The sequence below is a fragment of the Methylobacterium tardum genome (genome assembly GCF_023546765.1).
Taxonomy (GTDB): domain Bacteria; phylum Pseudomonadota; class Alphaproteobacteria; order Rhizobiales; family Beijerinckiaceae; genus Methylobacterium; species Methylobacterium tardum.
The window spans coordinates 4388566-4412251 of the sequence record NZ_CP097484.1 but is presented as its reverse complement, the minus strand read 5'-3'; the positions used below and the strand labels follow the sequence as shown (position 1 = coordinate 4412251).

Genomic DNA, 23686 nt, shown 5'->3' with positions numbered 1-23686 from the left:
ATCGTTAGCGCATGTGCCGTGGGAGACAATCCCACAACGTGCGGATCCGCACATCGATGTGCGCTTTCCAAATTGACGTGGGAAATTTGCACACGTAATCGAATTGTGTGGTCAAGTTTCCCACGAAGCACAGCAGCGCGCCGATGACGATGGATCCCCGCAGACTCGTCGCCGACGCGCTGCCGCCTCTCACGCTCACTTCGGCGTCCACCTGCCGAAGCCAACAGGCCAACCCCATGCCGCGGCTCGGACGCATCGCCTGCGTCCTCGCCGCCCTCGCGCTGCCCGCCATCGGGATCGCTGTCGCGGATACGGTCCACCGCGGCATCGGACCGAAGGCGCCGCAGGCCGCCGCTCCCGTCACCCCCTCAGACGGGGCGGCGGTACCCTCGGGTACCGTCACCGTCACGCCCGCGCGGGCCCTGCGGGCCATGCGGACCGCCGCAACCTCCGTTCGGCCCGGGGAGATCCGGTCGTGATCGCCCTGTCCGGGACGGGCCGGGACCGGGTGCGTCCGCCGCCCAACTGCGGCGGAGGCCCGATCCTCGATCTGGCGCTCTGCCTGATCCTCTCCGTGACCGTCGTCGGCCTGCTCCTGCTGGCCCTGTGACCCCGCGGCTCGGCCGCCCCACGCACGAGACCTCCATGACGACATCGTTCCGCGCCGCGCTCCTCGGCGCCGCAGCAGGCTGCCTCGCGTCCAGTGCGCAGGCCGCGGATCTGCCGCGCCGCGCGCCGCCGCCATCTCCGCCGCCGCTGCCGGTCTTCACCTGGACAGGGTTCTACGCCGGTCTGAATGCCGGCTACGCCTTCCGCACCGACAGCAGCGGCTTCACCGACCCGACCTACGGCACCGTGACCGGCGGCAAGAGCTCCGGCGGCTTCGCCGGTGGCGGGCAGATCGGGTACAATTACCAGTTCACGCCGGGCTCCGGCTTCGTGCTCGGCTTCGAGACCGACATCCAGGGGACGTCCTTTGCCAAGGCGGACGCCGCCTATCTCGGCACGACGCCGTATTACAGCGTCCGGCCGAGCCTGGACTACTTCGGCACCGTCCGTGGCCGGCTCGGCTACGCCTTCGACCGCGTGCTCGTCTACGGAACCGGCGGCTTCGCGTATGGCGGCGGTTCCCGCACGTCCTCCGCGGCGTCCTACCCTTACACCCTGCCCGGAACCGATCGGACCGGCTACGCGGCGGGCGGCGGCATCGAGTATGCCTTCACCGAGAAACTCTCCGCCAAAGTGGAGGCGCTGTACATCCATCTCGGTCGTGGCTTCACTGGATCGACATATTACAATGCCAGCGTTCCGGCGTATTACGGTGCCGGCAAACAGGATTCAGGGTTTGCTCTGGTCAGGGCTGGGGTGAATTACCGATTCTAGTCAATATTAGCTGCGGCGGACCTTGACGGCTTGGCCGTGGTGAGGCGCTATGCCCGGCATTCGGCTCCGCGAATCCTTCGGCCGGTCGATCGCGTCCACGGCTGGTTCGGGTCGTCGGGGCCGGATGCCGCACGGGTGTCGCCGCGCGGTGTCAGGAGACATTTCCGACAGGATCGGCCATGATCGCTCCCAGCCCGACCTTCACCAAGTTGGCCGTTCTCGTCCTTGGACTCGCAGCCTGTGCCGCGGGCGCGCGGGCACAGGAGATCGTTCCGCCGAGCGCATCCGGCCGAGGCGCGATCCTGATCTACGGGAACTATTGCGGGCCGGGGAACCGCGGCCCCGGCTATGCGCCGATCGACGCGCTGGATCTCGCCTGCGCGCATCACGACGCCTGCTCGACCGACCCGGCTTCGGGCATCCTGACGAGCTGTGCCTGCAATCGGCGCCTCGAGGTCGAGGCGGGCCACGGTGGCGCGCGATCCGCGGGCGCCGGCCCAGACCCGCCAGACGGCGCAGTTCATCGCGAGCTTCGCCACGGCGCTGCCCTGCCAGTAGGGAGCGCCGCGGTTTCGGTCAGGTGATCGCGATCAGGCGGCGTCGGCCGGGTTGGCGGCCGCCTTCGGGCCGCCCTTGGCGACGCCGACCAGGGCGGGACGCAGCACGCGCTCCCCGATGACGTAGCCGGCCTGCACGACCTGGACGACGGTGCCGGCCGGCACCTCCGGGTTCGGCACCTCGAACATGGCCTGATGCCGGTTCGGGTCGAACTTCTGTCCCTGCGGCTCGACGATCTTCACCCCGTGGCGCTCCAGGGTCTTGCCGAGGTCGCGCTCGGTGAGCTCGATCCCGTCGATCAGGCCTTTCAGCGCGCCGTCGGCCGTGGCCTTCGCGTCGGCCGGGACGCTGTCGAGGGCGCGGCGGATGTTGTCGGCGACGTTGAGCACGTCGCGGGCGAAGTTCGTGACCGCGTAGGCGCGCGCATCCGCGACCTCGCGCTCGGTCCGGCGGCGCAGGTTCTCCATCTCGGCGAGCGTGCGCAGCATCCGGTCCTTCAACTCGTCGCGCTCGGCGGTAAGCAGGGCCAGGGCCTCTGCGACAGGATCGACGGAGGCCGCCTCGGCGCCCTGACCTGTGGGCGCCGTATCCTGGGCCGCGCCGGCACCGGCTTCGACCGTGGTCTGGCGCTGGTCATCCTGGGGCATGTCGTTGCTCGTCATCGTGTTTCAGTCGTCAGGGCAGGGTGGTTCGGGGCAATCGGAGCCGGCGCTGATATCTGGCCCGGGGGCGGCGAAATCAACCCGGCGCTCACGCCTCGCGGGGCGGCGGGGCGGCGACAAGGGCCTCCAGCCCCTCCGCCTTGAGGGCGGCGACGTCGCCGGCGAACACATCCATCACGGCGCCGCGGATCGCGGCCTGCCGATCAGGCTGGGTCACCCGGGTGCCGGTGAGGTCGGTGACGTAGAAGACGTCGACCGCCCGCTCGCCGAAGGTCGCCACATGCGCCGAGGTGATGTTGAGCGACAGCCGGCCGAAGGCGGTGGTCAGCTCGTAGAGCAGACCGGGCCGGTCGAGGCCCGTGACCTCGACGACGGTCTCCCGGCTCGACAGGGCGTTGTCGATGATCACGTCCGGCGGCACCGGGAAAGTCTTGGCGCGCGTGCTGGTTGACGGGTGCTTGTCGGCGACGAGGTCGGCGATCTTGATCTCGCCCTTCAGCGCCCGCTCGATCGCCGCCGTGATGCGTTTGGTCCGGCGCAGCTCGTCCTCGTCGCGCTCGAAGGCGCGGGAGATGAAGATCGTGTCGAGGGCGAAGCCGTCCGTGGTGGTGAAGATCTGCGCGTCGACGATATTGCTGCCAGCGGCCGCGCAGGCTCCGGTGACGATCGCGAGCAGCCGCGGATGATCGGGCGAGTAGACGGTGATCTCGGTCACCCCCCGCACGGGGTCGAGGGCGACGTCGGTGGCGCTGGTCCGGCCATCGGCCAGCGCGTCGCGCAGGAACACCGCGTTCTTGAGCTGGCGGGTGCTGTCGACCTTGAGCCAGTAGGCCTCGCCATGGCGGGCCGCGTAGGCGTCGAACTCCTCCGATGCCCAGCCCGGCAGCTGCTCGCGCAGGCTCATCTGGACAAGGCGCACCCGGTCGGTGCGGGCGATCTCGGAATGGCCGCCCGACAGGTAGACCTCGGTCTCGTCGTAGAGCGTGCGGAGCAACGTGCCCTTCCACGCCGTCCAGACGCCGGGGCCGACCGCCGTGATATCAGCCACCGTCAGGATCGTCAGGAGCTTCAGCCGCTCCAGGCTCTGCACGCTCGCGGCGAAGCGCTCGATCGTCTTGGCGTCCGAGAGGTCGCGGCTCTGCGCGGTCATGGACATCAGCAGGTGATGCTCGACCAGCCAGCACACCGTCTCGGTCTCGGCCTGGTTCAGGCCGAAGCGGGGGCAGAGCTTCTCGGCGATGGCGGCGCCGGCGATTGAGTGATCCTCCGGCCGGCCCTTGGCGATGTCGTGCAGCAGGATCGCCACGTAGAGCGCCGTGCGATTGTGGATCGAGTGCACGAGGCGCGAGACCAGCGGGTAGGTCTCCTGCACCCGGCCCGATTCGATGTCGGCCAGCACGCCGACCGTGCGCAGCAGATGCTCGTCGACCGTGAAGTGGTGGTACATGTTGAACTGCATCATCGCGACGATGCGGCCGAAATCCGGGATGAACCGGCCGAGCACGCCCGCCTCGTTCATCTCGCGCAGGGCCTCCTCCGGGGCGTTCCGGGAGGTCAGGATGTCGAGGAACAGGCGGTTCGCCTCCGTGTCCCCGCGCAGCGACGGATTGATCAGCCGGAGCGAGCGGTTGGCCAAGCGCTTGGCGTCCGGGTGGATTGCGAGGTTGTGCCGGTCAGCGAGCCAGAACAGGCGGATCAGGTTGACGGGGTCGCGCTCGAAGGCGTCCTCAGCCCGCAGGTTCACCCGGCCGTGGTCGATCCAGAAATCCTCCGCCTCGATGGCGGTGGCGCGGAACCGGTCGCGGAACCGACCGATCCAGCGGTCGAGCACCGGCGTGCGCTTGGCGTGGCGCGCTTCGAGCTCGGCGCAGACGATCGCGGTGAGATCGCCGACATCCTTGGCGATGCGGAAATACGCCTTCATGAAGCGCTCGACGCCCGACAGGCCGCCCCGCGCCTCGTAGCCGAAGCGCTCGGCGATCCGCGGCTGCAGGCCGAAGGACAGGCGCTCCTCGGCGCGCTTCGTCGCGAAATGCATGTGGCAGCGGACCCGCCACAGGAATTCGTCGCAGCGCTCGAACAGCGCGTATTCCTCCGGCGTGAACAGGCCGGCGCTGACGAGCTCGATCTGATCGCGCACCCGGTAGGTGTATTTGGCGATCCAGAACAGCGTGTTCAGGTCGCGCAGACCGCCCTTGCCGTCCTTGACGTTGGGCTCGGCGAGGTAGCGCGAGGAGCCGGCCTTCGAGACGCGCAGGTCACGCTCGCGCAGCTTCGCGTCCACGAACTCGGCGGCCGAGCCGACCACCAGCTCGGCGTCGAAGCGCGTCACCAGCTCCTCGTACAGGACCCGCGTGCCGAACAGGTACCGCGCCTCCAAGAGGGCGGTACGGATCGTCATGTCGGCCCGCGCCTCGCGCAGGCACTCCTCCACCGAGCGCGTGGCGTGGCCGACCTTCAGCTTCAGGTCCCACAGGACGTAGAGCATCCCCTCGACGACGCTCTCGGACCATGCGGTCTGCTTGTAGGGCAGCAGGAACAGCAGATCGATGTCCGAGCCCGGCGCCATCGTGCCCCGGCCGTAGCCGCCGGTGGCGACCACCGCGAGCTGCTCGCCGGTGGAGGGGTTGTCGTTCGGATAGAGCCGCCAGACCACGGCGTCGTGGATCGCCCGGACCACCGCGTCGGTGAGCGCCGAGAGGCTCTGGGCGCAGCGCAGCCCATTGCGGTCTTCGAGGAGCTGCGCCTCAGCGGCGCGATGGCCCTCCTCGATCACCCGGCGCAGCTGCGGCACCAGCGCGGCCCGGAGCTTGGTGGGCTCGCGAGCCTCGCGGTCGAGGTTCTCCAGGACCGTATCGAGGGCGGCGACGGGATCGAACATGGCTCCCGTTAGCATGATATGCCTACGCCGCCAGCCATGGGGCGCGGCGCCTCCGCGGTCCGCGCGGGGCGGGTCACTATTCCGCAGCCGGCAGATCAAGGGCCAGCAACCGGGCCGTCCGCCTGCGGGTGGTCGCCGGCGGTTCCGCCTCGCCGGTCTGCCGCCGCGCGTCGGCGATGGCGGCGTGGACTCCGTCGACCGCCAGGATCAGGGCGCTGACCGTGCGGGCATCGATGCTGCGCTCCCGGGCGTAGCAGACCACGTCCGCCACCAGCCCGTCGGTCTCGATCGCGATGGCGTCGAGTTCGGTGCTGCTGGTCGCCGCGCGGACCTCGCGCATGATGTCGAGCAGGCGGTCGAGGACGAAATCGACGCGCTCCCGGCGCTTGCGGGCGAGCCGCTGCCCGATCCAGGCGAAGCCGGAGCCGATCGTGCCGCCGAAGAAGGCGAAGAGGTAGATGTAATCCTCGTAGCGGTCGAGGAAGGTCTGCTGCTCGCGCTCGAAATAGTCGACGGCGCCGGGGTGGTTCGGCAGCCGTGCGGAGGTCGCCGCCACCGTCGTGTCGAAGTCCGGCGCCTTCATCAGCTTGGCCACCGGGGCCGCGGAGGCGAGGCGCGAGCGCCACTCGAACAGGTGCTGGGTGGCCGAGGCGACCGCGACCCGGCTCACCGTGCCGCGCGCCATCAGGCGGTACGAGGCGCCGACGGTCTTGACCTCCTCGTCGGGGCGCTTGGGCCGGCCGCCGAAGGTCCCGGCCGGGATGGTCACCGATTGCAGTTCCGGGAAGCGCTGCAGGATCGCGTCCCCGTCGGGGATCGAGACGAAGCCGACCTTGTGCTCCGGCGCGCCGAGTTCGACGGCCCGCACCACGGCGCCCGCGACCTTGGAGGCCGGGCTGGCGATCACCGCCACCGCGTCGACGCGCTTCTCGTTGAGCGCGGCGGTGACATCGCCGACCTTCAGGGGCACCACGACGACGTGGCCGGCTTCCGCCTCGGCGGCGTGGCCGTCCTCCGGCGCGTCCTCGCCCGGGTTGTCGGGCACGAGGTCGTAGAAGGAGAGCAGGTTCGTGAGGAAGGGCAGGTCGGCGCTGTGGCGCACGACGATGCCGAGGCGCTTGCGGGCGAGCGCCGGGATGTCGCCGATATCCACTGCCTCGGGCGCGGTGATGACGAGGGCCTCGTCGTGCAGGATCGCCAGCGTCAGGCCGTTCTCGGGCAGGAAGACGTCCGGCCGCACCACCGCGAGGTCGGCCTTGTTCCGCTGGAGGGCCATGGCGCTGTCGCGGACGTCGCCATAGCGCACGACCTTGAGGCGGACATCCTCGCGGGCCCGGTCGAGGGCGCCGGCATAGGCCTCGATCAGCGCGGCTTCCGGCCCGTCCTGGGGACCGACCGCGACCACCAGCGTGTTCGGCCGCGACAGGTAGACGATCGCGGCCGCGACCGCGGCCAGCCCCAGGGCCACCAGGACCAGGAGCCATTCGCGGCGCATCAGAGATGTCGCCGCGGCGTGAAGTCGCCGCCGCCACGGTCCCCGAGAGCGGCCGGGCGAAGGACGGGGGTCGGACCATGGCCGAGCCTGTCGCGTTGCGCGCGTTCCATACCCAAGTCATGAAACGCAAACCTGTCGAGATCGTGAAGAACCGGTGAAACCTTCAAACGTTGCAGGATCCGCGCCAGAACGCCGCAAGGCCGACGCGCCGCCGCCGAAGCCGATCAGTCCGACATGGCTTGAGCGGGCGGCGCTGCACTACCTCGAGCGGTACAGCGCCTCCACCGAGATGCTGCGCCGGACCCTGGCACGGCGGGTGGAGAAGCGGGCGCGCCTGCGCGGGGAGGATCCGGCCACCTTCGCCGGGATGATCGCCGCGACCGTCGCGCGGGCGGTCTCGTCCGGCCTCGTGGACGATGTGCGCTTCACCGATACCCGCCTCGCCACGCTCCGGCGCCGCGGCACGTCGAGCCGGGGCGTTTCGGCCAAGCTTGCCGCCAAGGGCGTCCCGCGGGACGTGGTCGAGGCCGCCATGCAGGCGGAGCGCGAGGCGATGCCGGACGGCGCGGCGGAGGAGATCGAGACGCAGGCCGCGCAGGCTTACGCCAAGCGCCGGCGGCTCGGGCCGTATCGCCGGCCGGACCTCCGGGCGGCGTATCGGGACCGCGATCTCGCCGCGCTGGCGCGGGCCGGGTTCGCCTACGGTCACGCCCGGCAGGTGATCGATATGGAGCTCGACACGGAGCCAGACGCGGCAGAGTGACGGGTGCGGCATCGCGGCTCGGGGCAAAACGCCGGACGGCCTTGCACCTTCGACCGCGTCGTTCATTGTCTGTTCGATGGACGAGACCCTCGCCAAGAAGCTGCGGATCCTGGCCGATGCCGCGAAGTACGACGCCTCCTGCGCCTCCTCGGCCGCGCCGAAACGGGCCGCCGGCAAGGACGGTCTCGGCTCGACGACAGGGGCCGGGATCTGCCACGCCTACACGCCGGACGGGCGCTGCGTCTCGCTGCTCAAGATCCTGCTGACCAACTGGTGCCTGTTCGACTGCGCCTATTGCGTCAACCGGCGCTCCTCGAACGTCCGGCGGGCGAAGTTCACCGTGGAGGAGGTCGTGAACCTCACCCTGAACTTCTACCGACGCAACTACATCGAGGGCCTGTTCCTCTCCTCTGGCATCATCAAGTCGCCGGACCACACGATGGAGCTGCTGACCCGGGTGGCGAAGTCGCTCCGGCGCGATCACGGTTTCGCCGGCTACATCCACCTCAAGTCGATCCCGGAGGCGAGTCCCTGGCTGATCGAGGAGGCGGGCCTCTACGCCGACCGGCTGTCGATCAACGTCGAGCTGCCCACCGAGGCGAGCCTGGAGCGCCTCGCCCCCGAGAAGGACGGCGCCGCGATCCAGGGGGCGATGGCGCAGATCGGCGAGCGCATCGTGCAGGCCAAGGCCGAGAAGCGCCGCTTCTCGCCGGCCGGACACTCGACGCAGGTGATCGTCGGGGCGGATGCCACCACCGACGAGGCGCTGATCCGCAAGAGCGCGCTGCTCTACGGCAGCGTCGGCCTGAAGCGCGTCTACTACTCGGCCTTCAGCCCGATCCCGGACGGCTCGGCGATCCTGCCGCCGAAGCCGCCGCCGCTCCAGCGCGAGCACCGGCTGTACCAGGCCGACTGGCTGCTGCGGTACTATGAATTCACCCCCGACGAAGTCGCCGACGCGTCGGAGGGCGGGATGCTCGCCCTCGACATCGACCCGAAGCTCGCCTGGGCGCTGAAGCACCGGGACAAATTCCCGGTGGACGTGAACCGGGCCGACCGGGAATGGCTCCTGCGGGTGCCGGGGCTCGGCGCGCGGGCGGTCGACAAGATCGTCAAGGCGCGCCGCCACGCGACCCTGCGCCTGGATGACGTCGCCCGGTTGACCTCGGGGTTGAAGCGGGTGCGGCCGTTTCTCATCGCCGCCGACCACCGTCCGGTCGGGCTCACGGACCGGCTCGACCTGCGCGCGCGACTCGCCGAGGCGGCGCAGCAACTGAGTTTGTTTTGATGGGGGCCGGAAACGCGACCCTCCCACCCCCCGCTGCGGGGGGAGGGGACGCGCACCGGCCTCGCGCCATCACCTTACGCCCCGGCGCCGATCTCGACGGCTTCCGCAAAGCCGTCCGAAGCCTCGTGGCGCAGGGCGTCCCGCCGGAGGCTGTGACGTGGTCGGTGTCGGACGCGCCCGGCCTGTTCGGCGCCGATGCGGATGATACCCCGGCCGCGCCGCTTGCCCTGCCGAAACCCGTCGCCGCCCTGATCCCGCAGGTGATCCCCCACCGCAATCCGGAGCGCTACAGCCTGCTCTACGCGCTGATCTGGCGGGTCTGCCACGGCGAGCGGCACTTGATGGAGGTGGGCAGCGATCCGCTGGTCCACCGCCTGCACCGGATGGCGAAGGCGATCGGGCGCGACCTCCACAAGATGCACGCCTTCCTGCGCTTCCGCAGGGCCGAGGACAGCGGCGGCGAGCATTACGTCGCGTGGTTCGAGCCGGATCACCACATTCTCGAAGCGGCAGCCCCCTTCTTCGTCAACCGCTTCCGCGGCATGCGCTGGTCGATCCTGACCCCCGAAGGCTCGGCCCATTGGGATACCGAGACCCTGACCTTTGGGCCGCCCGGGGACCGGGCGCAGCTCCCGGAGGGTGACGGGTTCGAGGCCGGCTGGCAGACCTATTATGAGAGCACCTTCAACCCGGCCCGCACCAACCTGAAGGCCATGCGGGCCGAGATGCCCAAGAAGTACTGGCACAACATGCCCGAGACCGCCGCGATCCCCGCCCTGGTCCGGGCGGCGGCCGGGCGCACCGATGCCATGATCGAGAGGGAGCCGACCATGCCCACACGCCGCGATCCCGTCCGCGCCGTCGCCGCCATGGCCGACCAGGATCCCAAGAGCCTCGACGAGCTGAACGCGATCATCCGCCGGACCGAGCCGCTGGTGCCGGGCGCCAACCAGGCCGTCCTCGGTGAGGGGCCGGTCGGCGCGACCGTCGCCTTCGTCGGCGAGCAGCCCGGCGACCAGGAGGACCGGCAGGGCCGGCCCTTCGTCGGCCCCGCGGGCCAGCTCCTCTCCCGCGCCATGGCGGAAGCCGGGATCGACCGGGGGGCGAGCTACCTCACGAATGCGGTCAAGCACTTCAAATTCGAGGCGCGCGGCAAGCGCCGCATCCACCAGAAGCCGACGGCCGGCGAGGTCAGCCACTATCGCTGGTGGCTGGATCGGGAGCTCGAGTTCGTCGCTCCGAAGCTCGTGGTGGCGCTCGGCGCGACCGCCGTGCTGGCGCTGACCGGCAAGGCAATCCCGATCACCCGGGCGCGCGGGCCGTTCCGGTTCGACCGGCACGACAACCGTTTCCAGGGCTTCATCACGGTGCACCCGTCCTACCTGCTGCGCCTGCCGGACGAGGCGAAGGAGGAGGCCTACGCGGCCTTCGTGGACGACCTGCGCCGGGTGGAGGCGCTGGGGCGCGAACTCGCCGCGTGAGCCTGAGCCGGCCGCCTGTTCGGCGATGCTGATACGATGTTGACGCGGCCGCTCTCTATGCGGCGTCGATCGGCTGCCGGCACGACACGGGGCAGGTGAGGCTGGACATCGTCTGGCTCACCGTCCACCACGAGTTGCCCGTTCTCGTCGCGGCCTGCCGCGCCGAATTCGCCCGCGCGCCCGACCCCTGATCGCCCCGAGCCGCCTGAGCCCATGACCGACGCGAAGCCCGACGCGAGCCCCGAGACCAAGCCTGTCGGCCCCGGTGATCAGGTGATCCTGGTCGATGGCTCGTCGTTCATCTTCCGGGCCTATTTCCAGTCGATCAACCAGGACCAGAAGTACAATTCCCGCCCCTCCGACGGGCTGCCCACGGGCGCCGTGCGGCTGTTCTGCACGAAGATCGCCCAGTTCCTGCAGGAGGGCGCAGCCGGCACGATGCCGACCCATCTCGGCATCGTCTTCGACAAGTCGGAGGGTTCGTTCCGCAAGGAGATGTTCCCCGACTACAAGGGCCACCGCCCCGACGCGCCCGACGACCTCAAGCGCCAGATGCCGCTGATGCGTGACGCGGTGCGCGCCTTCGGCCTGCACGCGGTGGAGCTGGAGCGCTACGAGGCCGACGACCTCATCGCCACCTATACCCGCCAGGCCGAGGCGCGGGGCGCGGGCGTCATCATCGTCTCGTCCGACAAGGACCTGATGCAGCTCGTCGGGCCGCAGGTGCGGTTCTACGATTTCGAATCCGGCGCGAAGGGCAAGGCCGGCTACCGGCCCGAGCGCAACCTCGATGTCGAGGCGATCGTCGCCAAGTGGGAGGGCCTGCAGCCGAACCAGATCGGCGATGCCCTGGCGCTGATCGGTGACACGTCCGACAACGTGCCGGGCGTGCCCGGCATCGGCCTGAAGACCGCGGCGGCGCTGATCAAGGAGTTCGGCAGCCTCGAAGCCCTGCTGGAGCGGGCCGGCGAGATCAAGCAGCCCAAGCGCCGCGAGACCCTGCTGGCCAACGTCGATCAGGCCAAGCTCTCGCGCAAGCTCGTCGCACTGATGGAGGACGTGCCGGTCCCGGTGGCGCTCGGCGATCTCGGCGTGCCCAAGCCCGATCCGGAGAAGCTCGTCGGCTTCCTGAAGGCGATGGAGTTCAACACGCTCACCCGCCGCATCGCCCAGATGCTGCACGTCGACCCGGAAGCGGTGAAGCCCGATCCGCGGCTCCTGCCCGGGGCCCGTCCGCACGGCTACGGCAATGCGGCCGGCGGCAGCGACGCGGTGCCGTTCTTCGGCGATTCCGTGCCGCCGGATCCCGAGACCGCCGCGGCCGGCGCCGAGCGTTCGCCGGGCGCTGCTCCCCCTGAGGGCGGCGAGATCGACCCCTTCGCCGATCTCGACCTGCCGGACGCGCCGGCCAAGCCCCGGGCGCCCGTCGAGGCGACCCCCGGAAACGTCGTGGCGGCCCGGGCCGCGGAGGCGGTCGCGCCGTTCGACACCGCCGCCTACGAGACGGTGTCGTCCCTGGAGCAGCTCGACGCCTGGATCGCGGAAGGCCACGAGGCAGGAGTGATCGCGGTCGACACCGAGACCGACGCCCTGGACGCCCACAAGGCCGGCCTCGTCGGCGTCTCGCTGGCGGTGGCGACCGGCCGGGCCTGCTACATTCCGCTGGCCCACGTGCAGGCCGCCAAGGTGCAGGCCGACGCCACCGACCTGTTCGGCGAGGGCGCTGCCGCCTCCGACGTGGCCGAACCGGTGCCGGGCCAGATCCCGCTGAAGGAGGCGCTCAGTCGGCTGAAGCCGCTCCTTGAGAATCCGGGTGTCCTCAAGGTCGGCCAGAACCTGAAATACGACTGGGTCGTGCTGGCCCGCTACGGCATCGAGATCGCGCCCTTCGGCGACACGATGCTGATCTCCTACGTGCTCGACGCCGGCAAGGGCGGGCACGGCATGGACGAGCTGGCCCGCCGCCATCTCGGCCACCAGCCGATCACGTTTTCCGATGTGGCCGGCACCGGCCGCAACAAGGTGACCTTCGACCGGGTCGCCATCGACAAGGCCACCGCCTACGCGGCCGAGGATGCGGACGTGACGCTCCGCCTGTGGCGGATGATGAAGCCGCGGCTCGTGGCCGAGCACCGGGTGGCGGTCTACGAGACCCTGGAGCGGCCTCTGCTGCCGGTGATCGCCCGGATGGAGCAGCGCGGCATCCGGGTCGACCGCGAGATGCTGAGCCGCCTCTCGGGCGATTTCTCGCAGATCCTCGTCCGCCTGGAGGAGGAGATCCAGGAGGATGCCGGGGAAAAATTCTCGGTGGGCTCGCCGAAGCAGATCGGCGATATCCTCTTCGGCAAGATGGGCCTGCCGGGCGCCAAGAAGACGCCATCGGGCCAGTGGGCCACGCCCGCTACGCTCCTCGAAGAACTGGCTCAGGCGGGGCACGCCTTGCCCAAGAAGATCCTGGAATACCGCCAGCTCTCGAAGCTGAAATCCACCTACACGGATTCGCTCCAGACCCATGCCGACCGCGAGACCGCGCGGGTCCACACCTCGTTCTCGCTGGCGGCGACCACCACCGGGCGGCTGTCCTCGTCGGAGCCGAACCTGCAGAACATCCCGATCCGCACCGAGGAGGGCCGGCGGATCCGGCGCGCCTTCGTGGCCGCGCCCGGGAACCGGCTGATCTCGGCCGACTATTCGCAGATCGAGCTGCGGCTGCTGGCCCACATGGCCGACATCCCGGAGCTCCGGAAGGCGTTCGAGGACGGGATCGACATCCACGCGGCCACGGCCTCGGCGATGTTCGGCGTGCCGCTCAAGGAGATGACGCCGGACCTGCGGCGGCGGGCCAAGACCATCAACTTCGGCATCATCTACGGCATCTCGGCCTTCGGCCTCGCCGACCGGCTCGGCATCGGCCGCGAGGAGGCCTCGGCGTTCATCAAGCAATATTTCGAGCAGTTCCCGGGCATCCGCGACTACATCGACACCACCAAGCGGAGCTGCCGCGACAAGGGCTACGTGACCACGCTGTTCGGCCGGGTCTGCCACTACCCGCAGATCCGCTCCAACAACCCGTCCGAGCGCGCCAGCGTCGAGCGGCAGGCGATCAACGCGCCGATCCAGGGCTCGGCCGCCGACATCATCCGGCGGGCGATGATCCGGATGGAGGCGGCGCTCGCTGCCAAAAAACTGAACGCCCGCATGCTGCTGCAGGTGCACGACGAACTGGTCTTCGAGGTCGCCGAGGATGAGGTCGACCGCACGATCCCGATCATCGCCTCGGTGATGGAGGAGGCGCCGGCGCCGGCCCTGACGCTGAAGGTGCCGCTTGTGGTAGAGGCCAAGGCGGCGGGGAACTGGCAGGAAGCGCATTGAGCCGGGCTGCCGCGCAGATCGTGCCGGCGGCATGAGCAGCGCGCGGATCGGAGCTCGGTCCATCTCCGTCTTCGCGAGCGCAGCGAAGCGACCCAGGGCGGCGTGACGTCTGAGACCGCGGCGCTGACTGGATTGCTTCGCTGCGCTCGCAAGGACGGCAGCGCCTTGATCCGGGTTGCCTCGATGGCCCGTGAAGTGAAACCTGCGAGCGGGCCGGCGAAAGGGTGATCGGGACATCCGCGATGATGGCCGCTGCACGATCACCACTCCGAAGTCCGGCCCGGCTGATCGGGCCGGCAGGCTTGGAGATGCCGTCAAAGACCGCCATACGCGGGGCGCTCATGACCTGCACCGCTCGCAGCCCTTGACCGACCCTCTCGCCTTCCTCGCCGGCGGCGGCGAAGCCGCGGGCATGATCCGCGCGCGCGACTGGTCCGGCCATCCCCTCGGCGCCCCGGAAACCTGGCCCGTGGAGTTCCGCGCGGCCCTGTCGCTCGTGCTCAACTCGCCGGAATCGATGATTCTCGCCTGGGGGCCGGATCTCCACTTCTTCTTCAACGATACGTATTTCCCGCTGCTCGGACCGCGGCTGCCCTGGGCCATGGGCGCGCGGTTCGGCGAAGTCTGGGCCGATGCCTGGACGCAGGCGAAGCCGATCATCGATGCCGCCATGGCGGGCCGTTCGGAGCGGTTCGTCGATCTGCCGTGGCAGCTCGATACCGACCGGGGCGCCCGGGAGACGTGGTGGACGTTCTCGTACTCGCGGGTCCTCGATGCCGAGGGCCGGGTCGCCGGGCTGTTCATCTTTACCAACGAGACCACCGGGCGGGTGCTCGCCGACGCCGCCCTCCAGGAGAGCCAGGCCGCGCTGGAGGCGGCCCTCGGGGAGCTGCACAAGCTCAACGGCACCCTGGCCCAGCAGGTCGAGGAGCGCACCGCCGACCGCAACGCCCTGTGGACGCTCTCGTCCGACATGATGCTGCGCTGCCGGTTCGACGGAACGATCACCGCGGTGAACCCGGCCTGGACCGAGGTGCTCGGCTGGCGCCCGGACGAACTGGTCGGGACGAGGCTGATCGATCTCGTGCATCCGGACGATCTGCCCCGCACGGTCGAGGGCGCGCGGCGGCTGTCCGCGGGCGAACGCCTCGCACGCTTCGACAATCGTTACCGCCACCGGGACGGCAGCTACCGCTGGATCAGCTGGGCGGCGCGGCCGGGCGACGGAGTGATCGCCGCGGTCGGTCGCGACTTCACCGCGGAGCGCGAGCGGGCCGACGCCCTGGCGGCCGCCGAGGAAGCCCTGCGGCAGTCGCAGAAGATGGAGGCGGTCGGCCAGCTCACAGGCGGCCTCGCGCACGACTTCAACAACCTGCTCGCCGGCATCTCCGGCTCGCTGGAGCTGATCCAGACCCGGCTGGGCCAGGGCCGTGTCATGGATGTGGACCGCTACATCACGGCTGCCCAGGGCGCTTCGAAGCGGGCCGCTGCCCTGACCCACCGTCTCCTGGCCTTCTCGCGGCGCCAGACCCTCGATCCGAAGCCCACCGACGTGAACCGGCTGGTCGCCGGCATGGAGGACCTGATCCGGCGGACCGTCGGCCCCTCGGTCGTCGTCGAGGTTCTGGGTGCGGCGGGTCTCTGGCCGGCCCTGGTCGATCCGCCGCAGCTCGAGAACGCGCTGCTCAACCTCTGCATCAACGCCCGCGACGCGATGCCGGAGGGCGGCCGCCTCGCCATCGAGACCAGCAACGCTTGGCTCGGCGAGCGCGCCGCGCGCCGGCACGACATGGCGCCCGGCCAGTATCTCTCGCTCTGCGTGACCGATACCGGAACCGGCATGCCGCCCGAGATCGTCGGCAAGGTGTTCGAGCCGTTCTTCACCACCAAGCCGCTCGGCCAGGGCACCGGGCTCGGCCTCTCGATGATCTACGGCTTCGCCCAGCAATCCGGCGGGCAGGTGCGGATCTACTCGCAGGTCGGGCAGGGGACCACGGTCTGCCTCTACCTGCCGCGCCATCGCGGCGCGGTGGCTGAGGAGGATCCGCAGGCCGGGATCGGGACGCCCCCGCGGGCCGCCCCGGGCGAGACCGTGCTGGTGGTCGACGACGAGCCGACCGTCCGAATGCTGGTCACCGAGGTGCTGGAGGATCTCGGCTACACGGCCATCGAGGCCGCCGACAGCGGCGCCGGCCTCAGGGTCCTGCAATCGGACGTGCGCATCGACCTGCTTGTCACCGATGTCGGGCTGCCGGGCGGCATGAACGGGCGCCAGATGGCGGAGGCCGGCCGGGTCAAGCGCCCGGGGCTGAAGGTGCTGTTCATCACCGGCTACGCGGAAGCGGCGGTGTTCGGCAACGGCCCGCTCGATCCGGGCATGCAGGTGCTCACCAAGCCGTTCGTAGTGGAGGTGCTCGGCGCGCGCATCCGCGAGATGATCGGAACGGCTTGACCGCGCGGCCGGTTCGGGCCTGATCGGCGAAATTGCCGGGGAGGGGACACGTCATGCGGGCGCTGCTGTGCACGAGGCTCGACGGGCCGGAGCATCTGGAGATCGTCGAGCGTCCCGACCCGGTGCCCGGTCCCGGGCAGGCCCTGGTCCGGATCCGGCTGGCGGCGCTGAACTTCTTCGACACGCTGATCACGGCCGGGCGCTACCAGGTGAAGCCGCCGCTGCCGTTCTCGCCGGGCGGCGAGGGCGTCGGGGTGGTCGAGGCCCTGGGCGAGGGCGCCTCCGGCGTTGCAATGGGGGACCGGGTGATCGTCCATGCCGGGCACGGCTGCTGCGCCGAACGGATCGCCGTCGATGCCGCCCGGCTCACGCCGGTACCGGACGCGGTGCCGGACGAGCAGGCGGCCGGCCTCACCATCACCTACGGCACCTCGCTCCACGCCCTGGCCAACCGGGCGCGCCTGCAGCCGGGCGAGTGGCTCGCGGTGCTCGGCGCCTCTGGCGGCGTCGGTCTCGCGGCGGTGGAACTCGGTCGGCTGATGGGCGCCCGGGTCATCGCCTGCGCCTCCTCGGAGGAGAAGCTCGCGGTCGCCCGCACCCACGGCGCCGAGGCGACGCTGGTCTACGATCCCGCGACCCTCAAGGACGAGCTGCGCCGGATCAGCGGCGGCGGCGTCGACGTGATCTACGACGCGGTCGGCGACGCCTACGCGGAGCCGGCCCTGCGGGCGCTCGGCTGGCGCGGGCGCTACCTCGTCATCGGCTTCGCCGCCGGCGCCATCCCGCGGCTGCCGCTGAACCTGATGCTCCTCAAGGAACTGGACGTGCAGGGCGTCCACTGGGGCGCCTTCCTGGACCGCGACCCGGAGGCGCACCGGGCCGACCAGCGCCGGCTCCTCGGCTGGGTCGCCGAGGGTAAGCTCACCGCGCAGGTGCATGGCGTCTACCCCCTGGCGGAGTTCCCGGAGGCGTTCGGCCTGCTGACCCGCCGGGCCGCCATGGGCAAGGTGCTGCTGCGGCCCTGATCGACCGATTTCCGGATCGCCGGTCTGATCAGATCAAAGCAACGGGACTTTCATGCTCAGTCGTGATGGTGTCGCCGTCTGATTCGCGGCAGGCATCCGAGGTGACGGTATGATGATCTGGAGCAGGAGCATCACGTTTCGACTTGTTTTTATTGCGATATTCGGTCTGATAATTCTTTTTGTAAATTCAGTGGTCGATATAGCGCAGATCAATTCAGTCAACAATTCCGCTCGGGAGATGCGCGACGTTTGGATGCGCAAGGACGACCAGCGCGCCGAGTTGCAGTTCTTAGCGCTCCGGTATCACACGACGACGATCCGCAAGGTTGTCGCGGTCGGCGAGACCGAAAACCGCGATCTCGATTCCGAATTCACCGAGATGAATGCGTCGATCCCGGAGGCATTCGGGCGGTATCGGGCCCTCGTCGGGTCTTCGCGCGAGCGGACGTTGTGGGAGGTGTGCGAGACGCGGTGGCAGGCCTACCTGGCGGCGCGTGAGCCGATCATCGCGGCCCTCAAGCGCGGTGATCGGGCCGGCGCTCGCGACGCCATCGCACCGGCCCGCCAGCCACTGGTCGACGTGTTCGGCGCGCTGTCGGATCTCGCGAAGTTCAATGCCGAGGGCACCGAAGCCTCAACGATCCGTGCCGAAGACGCCTACCGCACGGCCTGGATGGTCACGCTCGGCCTGCTCCTCGCCGGGCTGGCCGTGACGGGCGCTACGCTCTGGGACGTCCTGCGCCACATCGCGCGGCCGATCCGGAGCATGACCGCCGCCATGAGCCGACTGGCCGCGCAGGATCTCACCGTCGTGATCCCCGGCGCCGAGCGGCGCGACGAGATCGGCGCCATGGCGGCCTCGGTCCAGGTGTTCAAGGAGGGTCTGATCCGCGCCCGGGCGCTGGAGGACGAGGCGGCCCGCGTTCGCGCCGAGGCCGAGGCGCGGCGCAAATCCGGCCTGCGCCAGATGGCCGATGGCTTCGAAGGTGCGGTGGGCGGCATCATCGGCACCGTCGCGACGGCCGTCGCGGCGCTGCAGGACACGGCCTCCCGCATGACCGAGGCGGCGTCGGGCACCGCCGGGCGCTCCACCGATGTGGCGCGCGCGGCCGAGCTCGCCGCCGTCAACGTCAACACGGCGGCCTCCGCCGCGGAGGAGCTTGGCAGCTCCGTCCAAGAGATCGGCCGGCAGGTGTCGGGGTCTGCGGCGCTGACTCAGGCTGCCGTCGAGGAGGCCGAATCGACCGCCCAGCTCGTCCAGGACCTGAGCGGCGCGGCGGCGCGGATCGGCGACGTCGTGACGATGATCACCACCATCGCCGAGCAGACCAACCTCCTGGCATTGAACGCCACGATCGAGGCGGCTCGGGCGGGCGAGGCCGGCCGCGGCTTCGCGGTCGTCGCCGCCGAGGTGAAGGCGCTGGCCGGCCAGACCGCCCGGGCGACCGAGGAGATCGCCGGCCAGATCGGCCGGATCCAGACCTCCACCGGCGACGCGGTCTCGGCGATCGGCCGGATCGGAGGCCGGATCCGGGAGATCAGCGCGGTCGCCACGCGGATCGCCGCCGCGGTCGAGGAGCAGGGCGCCGCCACCCAGGAGATCGTCCGCAACGTCTCGCAGGCCGCACTGGGTGCCGGCGAGGTCACCGCCACGATCACCGAGGTGGCGGGAGCGGCGACAGAGACCGGGGCCGCAGCCGAGCAGGTTCTCGCCTCGGTCGCCGCGCTGTCGCGCCACGCCGAGCATCTCAGCGGCGAGGTGACCCGGTTCCTCGCGACGGTCCGGGCCGCCTGAGACCGGCCGGGCGGCCGGGCCGCCCGATCCGGAGTTGGGGCGTGCCGGGCGCGTCAGAGCAGCCCGCGCGCCTTCGCGAGGCCGACCAGGTCCGCCTGCGGGCGGGCGCCGATATGCTGGATCACCTCGGCGGCCGCGAGGGTGCCGAGCACGGCGCTGGCGACGTTGTCGAGCCCGCGAGCGTGGCCGGCCAGGAAGCCGGCTGCGAACAGATCGCCCGCCCCGGTCGTGTCGACCACCTCGTGCACCGGGCTCGCCTCGACCGAACGAACCTCGCCGCCCTGCACGACCAGCGCACCGTCCGACGAGCGCGTGACGAGGCCGAGGAGGTGGCGGCCGCGGAGGTTGCGCTCGTCCCGGAGTGCCGCCACGGCGGCCTCGGGATCGTCGGTCTGATAGAGGCTCTGCAACTCGCCGATATTGGCGAACAGGATGTCGACGCTGCCATCCCGCACGAGCTCCAGGAACTCGTCACGGTAGCGGCCGACGCAGAACGCGTCCGACAGGGTCAGCGCGACGGCATTTCCGGATGCGTGGGCGATCTGCGCGGCCTTGCGGAACGCATCCTTGGCGGCCGGCGGATCCCAGAGATAGCCCTCGAGGTAGACGACGCGGGCGGAGCTCACGAGCGCCTTGTCGACATCGTCGGGCGTCAGGCCCTGGCAGGCGCCCAGGTAGGTGTTCATCGTGCGCTCGCCGTCCGGGGTGACGAGGACGAAGCAGCGGGCGGTCGCCGGCCCCTCGCTCGCCGCCGGGACGGTGAAGCCGACGCCGGTCGCCTTGAGGTCGTGGCTGAACAGGCCGCCGAGTTCGTCGTCCCGGACCTTGCCGACGAAGCCGGTCTTGGTCCCCAGAAGCGCTGCGCCGACCGCGGTGTTCGCGCCCGAGCCGCCCGAGACGATCGTGGCCGGCCCCATCGCCTGGAACAGCGCCTCGGCCCGCCCCTCGTCGATGAGCTGCATGGCGCCTTTGGTGACGCCCTGCGTGGACAGGAAGGCGTCGTCCGTGCGGGCGATCACATCGGCGATGGCGTTGCCGAGCACGAGGAGATCGAGGGGTGCGGTCATACGGGCGTCCTGATTCGCGTTCGCGCGGCTGTGGCATCCGCGTTGGTTCGGATCAAGCGTCGTCGGAGGCTGGCGGGAGATCGGCGAACAGGTCCGGCACGGGCAAGCTCAGGCCGGGCGGGGTCAGGTCGAGCGTCGCCTGGGTCGCGATGCGGGTCTCGATCAGGCCGCCCTCGGCGCGGCGGTGATGGATGACGACGCGCTTCACCGGATCCACGATCAGATAGTGCATCACGCTCGCGAGGCTGAAGTAGCGGGCCAGCTTGAGGCCCGAATCGACGGCACGTGTGCTCGGCGACTGTACCTCGGCGACGATGATGGGGGCGGCGATCTCGGTCGCATCGGGATGGGCGCGCGCGCCGCAATAGACGAGGGCGTCGGGCTCGAAGACGGTATCCTCATCGATGCGGACGCTGATACCGTCCGGCAGGGCGAAGCAGGCACGTTGCGCCTGGTTCAGCGCTGACCGGAGAGCCAGATAAGTCGCGGCTTTGACCTCGGCATGCCGGACCCGCTCCGGCGACATCGCGAACACCTCGCCGTCGACCAGCTCGAAGCGTCCGGGCCGATCCTCGGCCCAGGCCAGGAACTCGCCGACGTTCATCCGCAGCTTCGGCTGTGCGACCATGGCTCCGAGCGTAGCACAGGTCCTGGGTGCTGAGAGCCGGCCCGAGGTCGAGACGGTGCAGGTATCTGCGCAGGATCCCCGGGTGAAGCGCAATCCGGTGCAGCGATGGAACCTGCCCGGCCGCGTCTTCTTCACTTGCGGAGCCTGTCAAATCCTGGCCTATGCTCGGCTCTGGGTGGCCCGGCTGGCCAGCCGAACTGATCCCGCTTCCGCCCGATGTCCTGATCGCGATCAAGCGCTCTCGGCGCTACGAGCACCTCCGACTTCGGGAGCCCGGCCAAGTCCTGCACGACGCGCTGCCCCGGGCACGCCGCGACCGCGACCGCCTCAATCCGCAGCCGAGCCCGCGCGGAGCCTCACCCGGCAATCTTCTCCAGGGCCACATCCCGTGTACGGGGACCCAGAAGTCCGACGAGCAGGCCTGCGGCCAGCATCGCCGCCGAGATGAACAGGAACACCCCCGGCGTGCCGGTCTCGCGCAGCACGAACGCAATGACGAAGCCCGTGAAGATCGCCGAGAAGCGGCTCCAGGAATAGACGAAGCCGACCGCCCGCGCGCGGATGCCGGTTGGGAACAGCTCGGCCTGATAGGCATGGAAGCTGTAGGACATCACGTTGGAGGCGAGCGTCAGCCCGATCCCCAGCACGACGATGGCGGTGACGTCGCGCGTCTGCGCGAAGGTCAGCCCGCAGACGATGTAGACGAGGGCGGCGGCCACGATGACGTGCTTGCGCTCGAACCGGTCGGCGATGGCCAGGCCGATCAGCGGCCCGATCGGGGCGGCGAGCGCGATCAGCGCCGTGTAGGCGAGGCTCGACGTCACGGTGATGCCCTGCGCGACCAGCAAGGTCGGCACCCAGTTGGCGAAGCCGTAGAAGCCCACGGTCTGGAACACGTTGAACCCGGCCATCATCAGCGCCCGGCGCCGATAGGGTTGAATCCACAGGTCGCGGAACGCGCCGCGCGGCGACACCGGCTCCGGCGCGGCGGGGGCCGGCAGCGGCCGACCGTGTTCGGCCGCGATGCGCGCCTCCAGCTGCTTCAGGACCGCGTCGGCCTCCGCGAGCCGCCCGTGCTCGACCAGCCAGCGCGGGCTCTCCGGCAGGCCCGCGCGCATCCACCAGACCACGATGGCGGCAGAGGCGCCGATCAGCACGACCCAGCGCCAGCCGTCGATCCCCAGCGGTGCGCGGGGGATCAGCAGGTAGGACAGGAACGCCACCACCGGCACGGCGGTGAAGCCGATGCCCTGGCACAGGGCGAAGGCGCGGCCGCGGATGGCCTTCGGAACCAGTTCCGAGAGGTAGCTGCCGATCGTCACCATCTCCAGCCCGAGCCCGATCCCCGCGATGAGCCGCCAGAGATTGAGGCCGAAGGCGTCGGTCTGGCAGGCCATCACGACGTTGGCCGCCGTGTAGGCGAGGAGCGACCACGTGAAGATCGCCCGGCGTCCGAAGCGGTCGGCGAGCCAGCCGCAGGCGAGCGTGCCGATGAACAGGCCGGTGAACAGGGCGGCCACGAAGCTCGCGACGCCGCTGGCGCCGAACAGGCCGGGTGTCGTCGGCGTCAGGATTCCGGCCTTGACGAGGCCCGGGGCCACGTAGCCGGTGAACAGCAGGTCGTAGAGCTCGAAGAAGAAGCCGAGGCCGAGCAGGGCCACGAGCTGCCACACCGTGCGGGTGGCCGGCAGGCGGTCGAGACGCGCCAGGATGGTGCTGGCATCCGGAATCTCAGCGGCAGCCCGGACCGCGGTACGCGTCGCCATGCTTCTGTGTCCTGCCCAGACGCTGCGGCGCCCAGCCGGCGCAGTGCCGTGGAAGCGGGCGCCGCGCAAGGGATCCGCTCACGCCCCGAAGACCGACCAGCCCATGCGCTGCGTCAGCCGCTCCAGTGCGATCCGGCCGAGATGGGAATTGCCCGCTGCGTCGAGACCGGGAGACCAGACCGCGATGGAGGCCTTGCCGGGCGCGATCGCTAGGATGCTGCCGCCGACCCCGCTCTTGCCCGGCAGGCCCACGCGATAGGCGAACTCGCCCGACCCGTCGTAATGGCCGCAGGTCAGCATGATCGCGTTGATGCGGCGCGCCCGCTCCGCCGAGACCACCGAGTGGCCGGTCGACGGGTTGATGCCGTTATGAGCGAGGAACCGGCCCGCCATGGCGAGCTGGCGGCAGTTCATCGCGATGGCGCAGTGGTGGAAGTAGACGCCGAGGGTGAAGTCCACCGGATTGTCGATGACGCCGAAGGATTTCATGTAGTTGGCGAGCGCGGTGTTGCGGAAGCCCGTGCGCTTCTCCGAGGCCGCCACGGTTTCGTCGATGGTGATGCTCGAATCCTGGGCCAGGAACTGCAGGAAACGCAGGATCTCGCCGAGCGCCTCGCGCGGCGCGTGTCCCGAGAGGATCACGTCGGTGACCGCGATCGCACCGGCGTTGATGAATGGGTTGCGTGGCACCCCGCGCTCGCGCTCCAACTGGACGATGGAGTTGAACGGGTTGCCCGAGGGTTCGCGGCCGACGCGCTTCCACAGTCGGTCGCCGACCATGCCGAGCGCCAGGGTGAGGGTGAACACCTTCGAGACGCTCTGGATCGAGAACGGCGTCTCGCTGTCGCCGCCCGCGAAGACGCGACCCTCGGCATCGATCACCGCCATGCCGAACTGGTTCGGGTCGATCCGGGCGAGTTCGGGGATGTAGTCGGCGACGGCGCCCCGGTCAGGGCGCAGAGCCATCTCCTCGGAGATGTCCCGGATGACGAGGGCAAGATCGGGCACGGTGAAGCTCACGCGTCGCGATGCGTCGGAACCGGGCCGGTTGGCGACATCTCGGGCGATGC

18 protein-coding genes are annotated in these 23686 nt (G+C 70.1%); 11 read left to right on the top strand and 7 right to left on the bottom strand.

Annotated elements, in window-relative coordinates:
• Positions 1-236 precede the first annotated feature (236 nt).
• The 4 genes from M6G65_RS21020 (at position 237) to M6G65_RS21010 (ending at position 1967) form a co-directional block, all read left to right on the top strand.
• On the top strand, positions 237-479 hold the full coding sequence (locus tag M6G65_RS21020; protein WP_238196280.1) for a hypothetical protein: 243 nt from the start codon (positions 237-239) through the stop codon (positions 477-479).
• Positions 476-610 carry a hypothetical protein gene (locus M6G65_RS33530; protein ID WP_283214846.1) on the top strand — a complete coding sequence of 45 codons (135 nt, stop codon included), beginning with the start codon at positions 476-478 and terminating at the stop codon, positions 608-610. Before M6G65_RS21020 ends, M6G65_RS33530 begins: the two co-directional genes overlap by 4 nt.
• Before the next feature lie 35 nt (positions 611-645).
• Positions 646-1383, top strand: coding sequence for an outer membrane protein (locus M6G65_RS21015; RefSeq protein ID WP_238196281.1), 738 nt, complete (start codon positions 646-648; stop codon positions 1381-1383).
• 179 nt (positions 1384-1562) lie between these two features.
• Positions 1563-1967 carry a phospholipase A2 family protein gene (locus tag M6G65_RS21010; protein ID WP_250102837.1) on the top strand — a complete coding sequence of 135 codons (405 nt, stop codon included), beginning with the start codon at positions 1563-1565 and terminating at the stop codon, positions 1965-1967.
• A gap of 6 nt (positions 1968-1973) precedes the next feature.
• On the opposite strand, the gene grpE is transcribed toward M6G65_RS21010, so the two are convergent.
• The 3 genes from grpE to M6G65_RS20995 all read right to left on the bottom strand — a co-directional run bounded on the left by grpE (position 1974) and on the right by M6G65_RS20995 (position 6979).
• The gene (grpE, locus tag M6G65_RS21005) at positions 1974-2588 is read right to left on the bottom strand and encodes a nucleotide exchange factor GrpE (protein ID WP_192709930.1); all 615 of its coding nucleotides are present in this window, start codon (positions 2586-2588) and stop codon (positions 1974-1976) included.
• A 103-nt stretch (positions 2589-2691) separates the two neighbouring features.
• Positions 2692-5484 carry a [protein-PII] uridylyltransferase gene (locus tag M6G65_RS21000; protein WP_250102836.1) on the bottom strand — a complete coding sequence of 931 codons (2793 nt, stop codon included), beginning with the start codon at positions 5482-5484 and terminating at the stop codon, positions 2692-2694.
• Between the two features lie 76 nt (positions 5485-5560).
• Positions 5561-6979, bottom strand: coding sequence for a TAXI family TRAP transporter solute-binding subunit (locus M6G65_RS20995; RefSeq protein ID WP_250102835.1), 1419 nt, complete (start codon positions 6977-6979; stop codon positions 5561-5563).
• Between the two features lie 223 nt (positions 6980-7202).
• On the opposite strand from M6G65_RS20995, the gene M6G65_RS20990 reads away from it, so the two are divergent.
• From M6G65_RS20990 to M6G65_RS20960, 7 genes are all read left to right on the top strand, one after another.
• Positions 7203-7742: a regulatory protein RecX gene (locus tag M6G65_RS20990; protein ID WP_238196327.1), complete on the top strand. Its 540-nt coding sequence runs from the start codon at positions 7203-7205 to the stop codon at positions 7740-7742.
• 76 nt (positions 7743-7818) lie between these two features.
• Positions 7819-9030, top strand: coding sequence for a putative DNA modification/repair radical SAM protein (locus M6G65_RS20985; RefSeq protein ID WP_250102834.1), 1212 nt, complete (start codon positions 7819-7821; stop codon positions 9028-9030).
• Positions 9030-10511 (top strand): UdgX family uracil-DNA binding protein, encoded by a 1482-nt coding sequence (locus tag M6G65_RS20980; RefSeq protein WP_238196286.1) that lies wholly within the window; start codon positions 9030-9032, stop codon positions 10509-10511. Before M6G65_RS20985 ends, M6G65_RS20980 begins: the two co-directional genes overlap by 1 nt.
• A 213-nt stretch (positions 10512-10724) precedes the next feature.
• Positions 10725-13883, top strand: a complete 3159-nt coding sequence (polA, locus tag M6G65_RS20975; protein WP_250102833.1) for a DNA polymerase I — start codon at positions 10725-10727, stop codon at positions 13881-13883.
• Positions 13884-14247: 364 nt separating this feature from the next.
• Positions 14248-16335 (top strand): hybrid sensor histidine kinase/response regulator, encoded by a 2088-nt coding sequence (locus M6G65_RS20970; protein WP_250102832.1) that lies wholly within the window; start codon positions 14248-14250, stop codon positions 16333-16335.
• A gap of 53 nt (positions 16336-16388) precedes the next feature.
• Positions 16389-17360 (top strand): NADPH:quinone oxidoreductase family protein, encoded by a 972-nt coding sequence (locus M6G65_RS20965; protein WP_238196289.1) that lies wholly within the window; start codon positions 16389-16391, stop codon positions 17358-17360.
• Positions 17361-17472: 112 nt separating this feature from the next.
• Entirely contained in the window at positions 17473-19155 is a 1683-nt protein-coding gene (locus tag M6G65_RS20960; RefSeq protein ID WP_250104271.1) for a methyl-accepting chemotaxis protein, read from the top strand.
• A gap of 53 nt (positions 19156-19208) precedes the next feature.
• Here M6G65_RS20960 and M6G65_RS20955 read toward each other — a convergent pair whose 3' ends face one another.
• The 4 genes from M6G65_RS20955 to M6G65_RS20940 all read right to left on the bottom strand — a co-directional run bounded on the left by M6G65_RS20955 (position 19209) and on the right by M6G65_RS20940 (position 23624).
• Positions 19209-20222: an adenosine kinase gene (locus tag M6G65_RS20955; protein WP_250102831.1), complete on the bottom strand. Its 1014-nt coding sequence runs from the start codon at positions 20220-20222 to the stop codon at positions 19209-19211.
• A gap of 52 nt (positions 20223-20274) precedes the next feature.
• Positions 20275-20850, bottom strand: a complete 576-nt coding sequence (locus tag M6G65_RS20950; protein WP_250102830.1) for a Uma2 family endonuclease — start codon at positions 20848-20850, stop codon at positions 20275-20277.
• A gap of 356 nt (positions 20851-21206) precedes the next feature.
• On the bottom strand, positions 21207-22616 hold the full coding sequence (locus M6G65_RS20945) for an MFS transporter (protein WP_238196292.1): 1410 nt from the start codon (positions 22614-22616) through the stop codon (positions 21207-21209).
• Positions 22617-22694: 78 nt separating this feature from the next.
• Positions 22695-23624: a glutaminase gene (locus M6G65_RS20940; RefSeq protein WP_238196293.1), complete on the bottom strand. Its 930-nt coding sequence runs from the start codon at positions 23622-23624 to the stop codon at positions 22695-22697.
• Positions 23625-23686: the final 62 nt, after the last annotated feature.

What these genes read in the sequence shown, in the direction of transcription:
- M6G65_RS21020 (WP_238196280.1), top strand. Translation starts at nt 237, where the DNA reads ATGCCGCGGCTCGGACGCATCGCCTGCGTCCTCGCCGCCCTCGCGCTG.
- M6G65_RS21015 (WP_238196281.1), top strand. Translation starts at nt 646, where the DNA reads ATGACGACATCGTTCCGCGCCGCGCTCCTCGGCGCCGCAGCAGGCTGC.
- M6G65_RS21010 (WP_250102837.1), top strand. Translation starts at nt 1,563, where the DNA reads ATGATCGCTCCCAGCCCGACCTTCACCAAGTTGGCCGTTCTCGTCCTT.
- grpE (WP_192709930.1), bottom strand. Translation starts at nt 2,588, where the DNA reads ATGCCCCAGGATGACCAGCGCCAGACCACGGTCGAAGCCGGTGCCGGC.
- M6G65_RS21000 (WP_250102836.1), bottom strand. Translation starts at nt 5,484, where the DNA reads ATGTTCGATCCCGTCGCCGCCCTCGATACGGTCCTGGAGAACCTCGAC.
- M6G65_RS20995 (WP_250102835.1), bottom strand. Translation starts at nt 6,979, where the DNA reads ATGCGCCGCGAATGGCTCCTGGTCCTGGTGGCCCTGGGGCTGGCCGCG.
- M6G65_RS20985 (WP_250102834.1), top strand. Translation starts at nt 7,819, where the DNA reads ATGGACGAGACCCTCGCCAAGAAGCTGCGGATCCTGGCCGATGCCGCG.
- M6G65_RS20980 (WP_238196286.1), top strand. Translation starts at nt 9,030, where the DNA reads ATGGGGGCCGGAAACGCGACCCTCCCACCCCCCGCTGCGGGGGGAGGG.
- polA (WP_250102833.1), top strand. Translation starts at nt 10,725, where the DNA reads ATGACCGACGCGAAGCCCGACGCGAGCCCCGAGACCAAGCCTGTCGGC.
- M6G65_RS20965 (WP_238196289.1), top strand. Translation starts at nt 16,389, where the DNA reads ATGCGGGCGCTGCTGTGCACGAGGCTCGACGGGCCGGAGCATCTGGAG.
- M6G65_RS20960 (WP_250104271.1), top strand. Translation starts at nt 17,473, where the DNA reads ATGATCTGGAGCAGGAGCATCACGTTTCGACTTGTTTTTATTGCGATA.
- M6G65_RS20955 (WP_250102831.1), bottom strand. Translation starts at nt 20,222, where the DNA reads ATGACCGCACCCCTCGATCTCCTCGTGCTCGGCAACGCCATCGCCGAT.
- M6G65_RS20950 (WP_250102830.1), bottom strand. Translation starts at nt 20,850, where the DNA reads ATGGTCGCACAGCCGAAGCTGCGGATGAACGTCGGCGAGTTCCTGGCC.
- M6G65_RS20945 (WP_238196292.1), bottom strand. Translation starts at nt 22,616, where the DNA reads ATGGCGACGCGTACCGCGGTCCGGGCTGCCGCTGAGATTCCGGATGCC.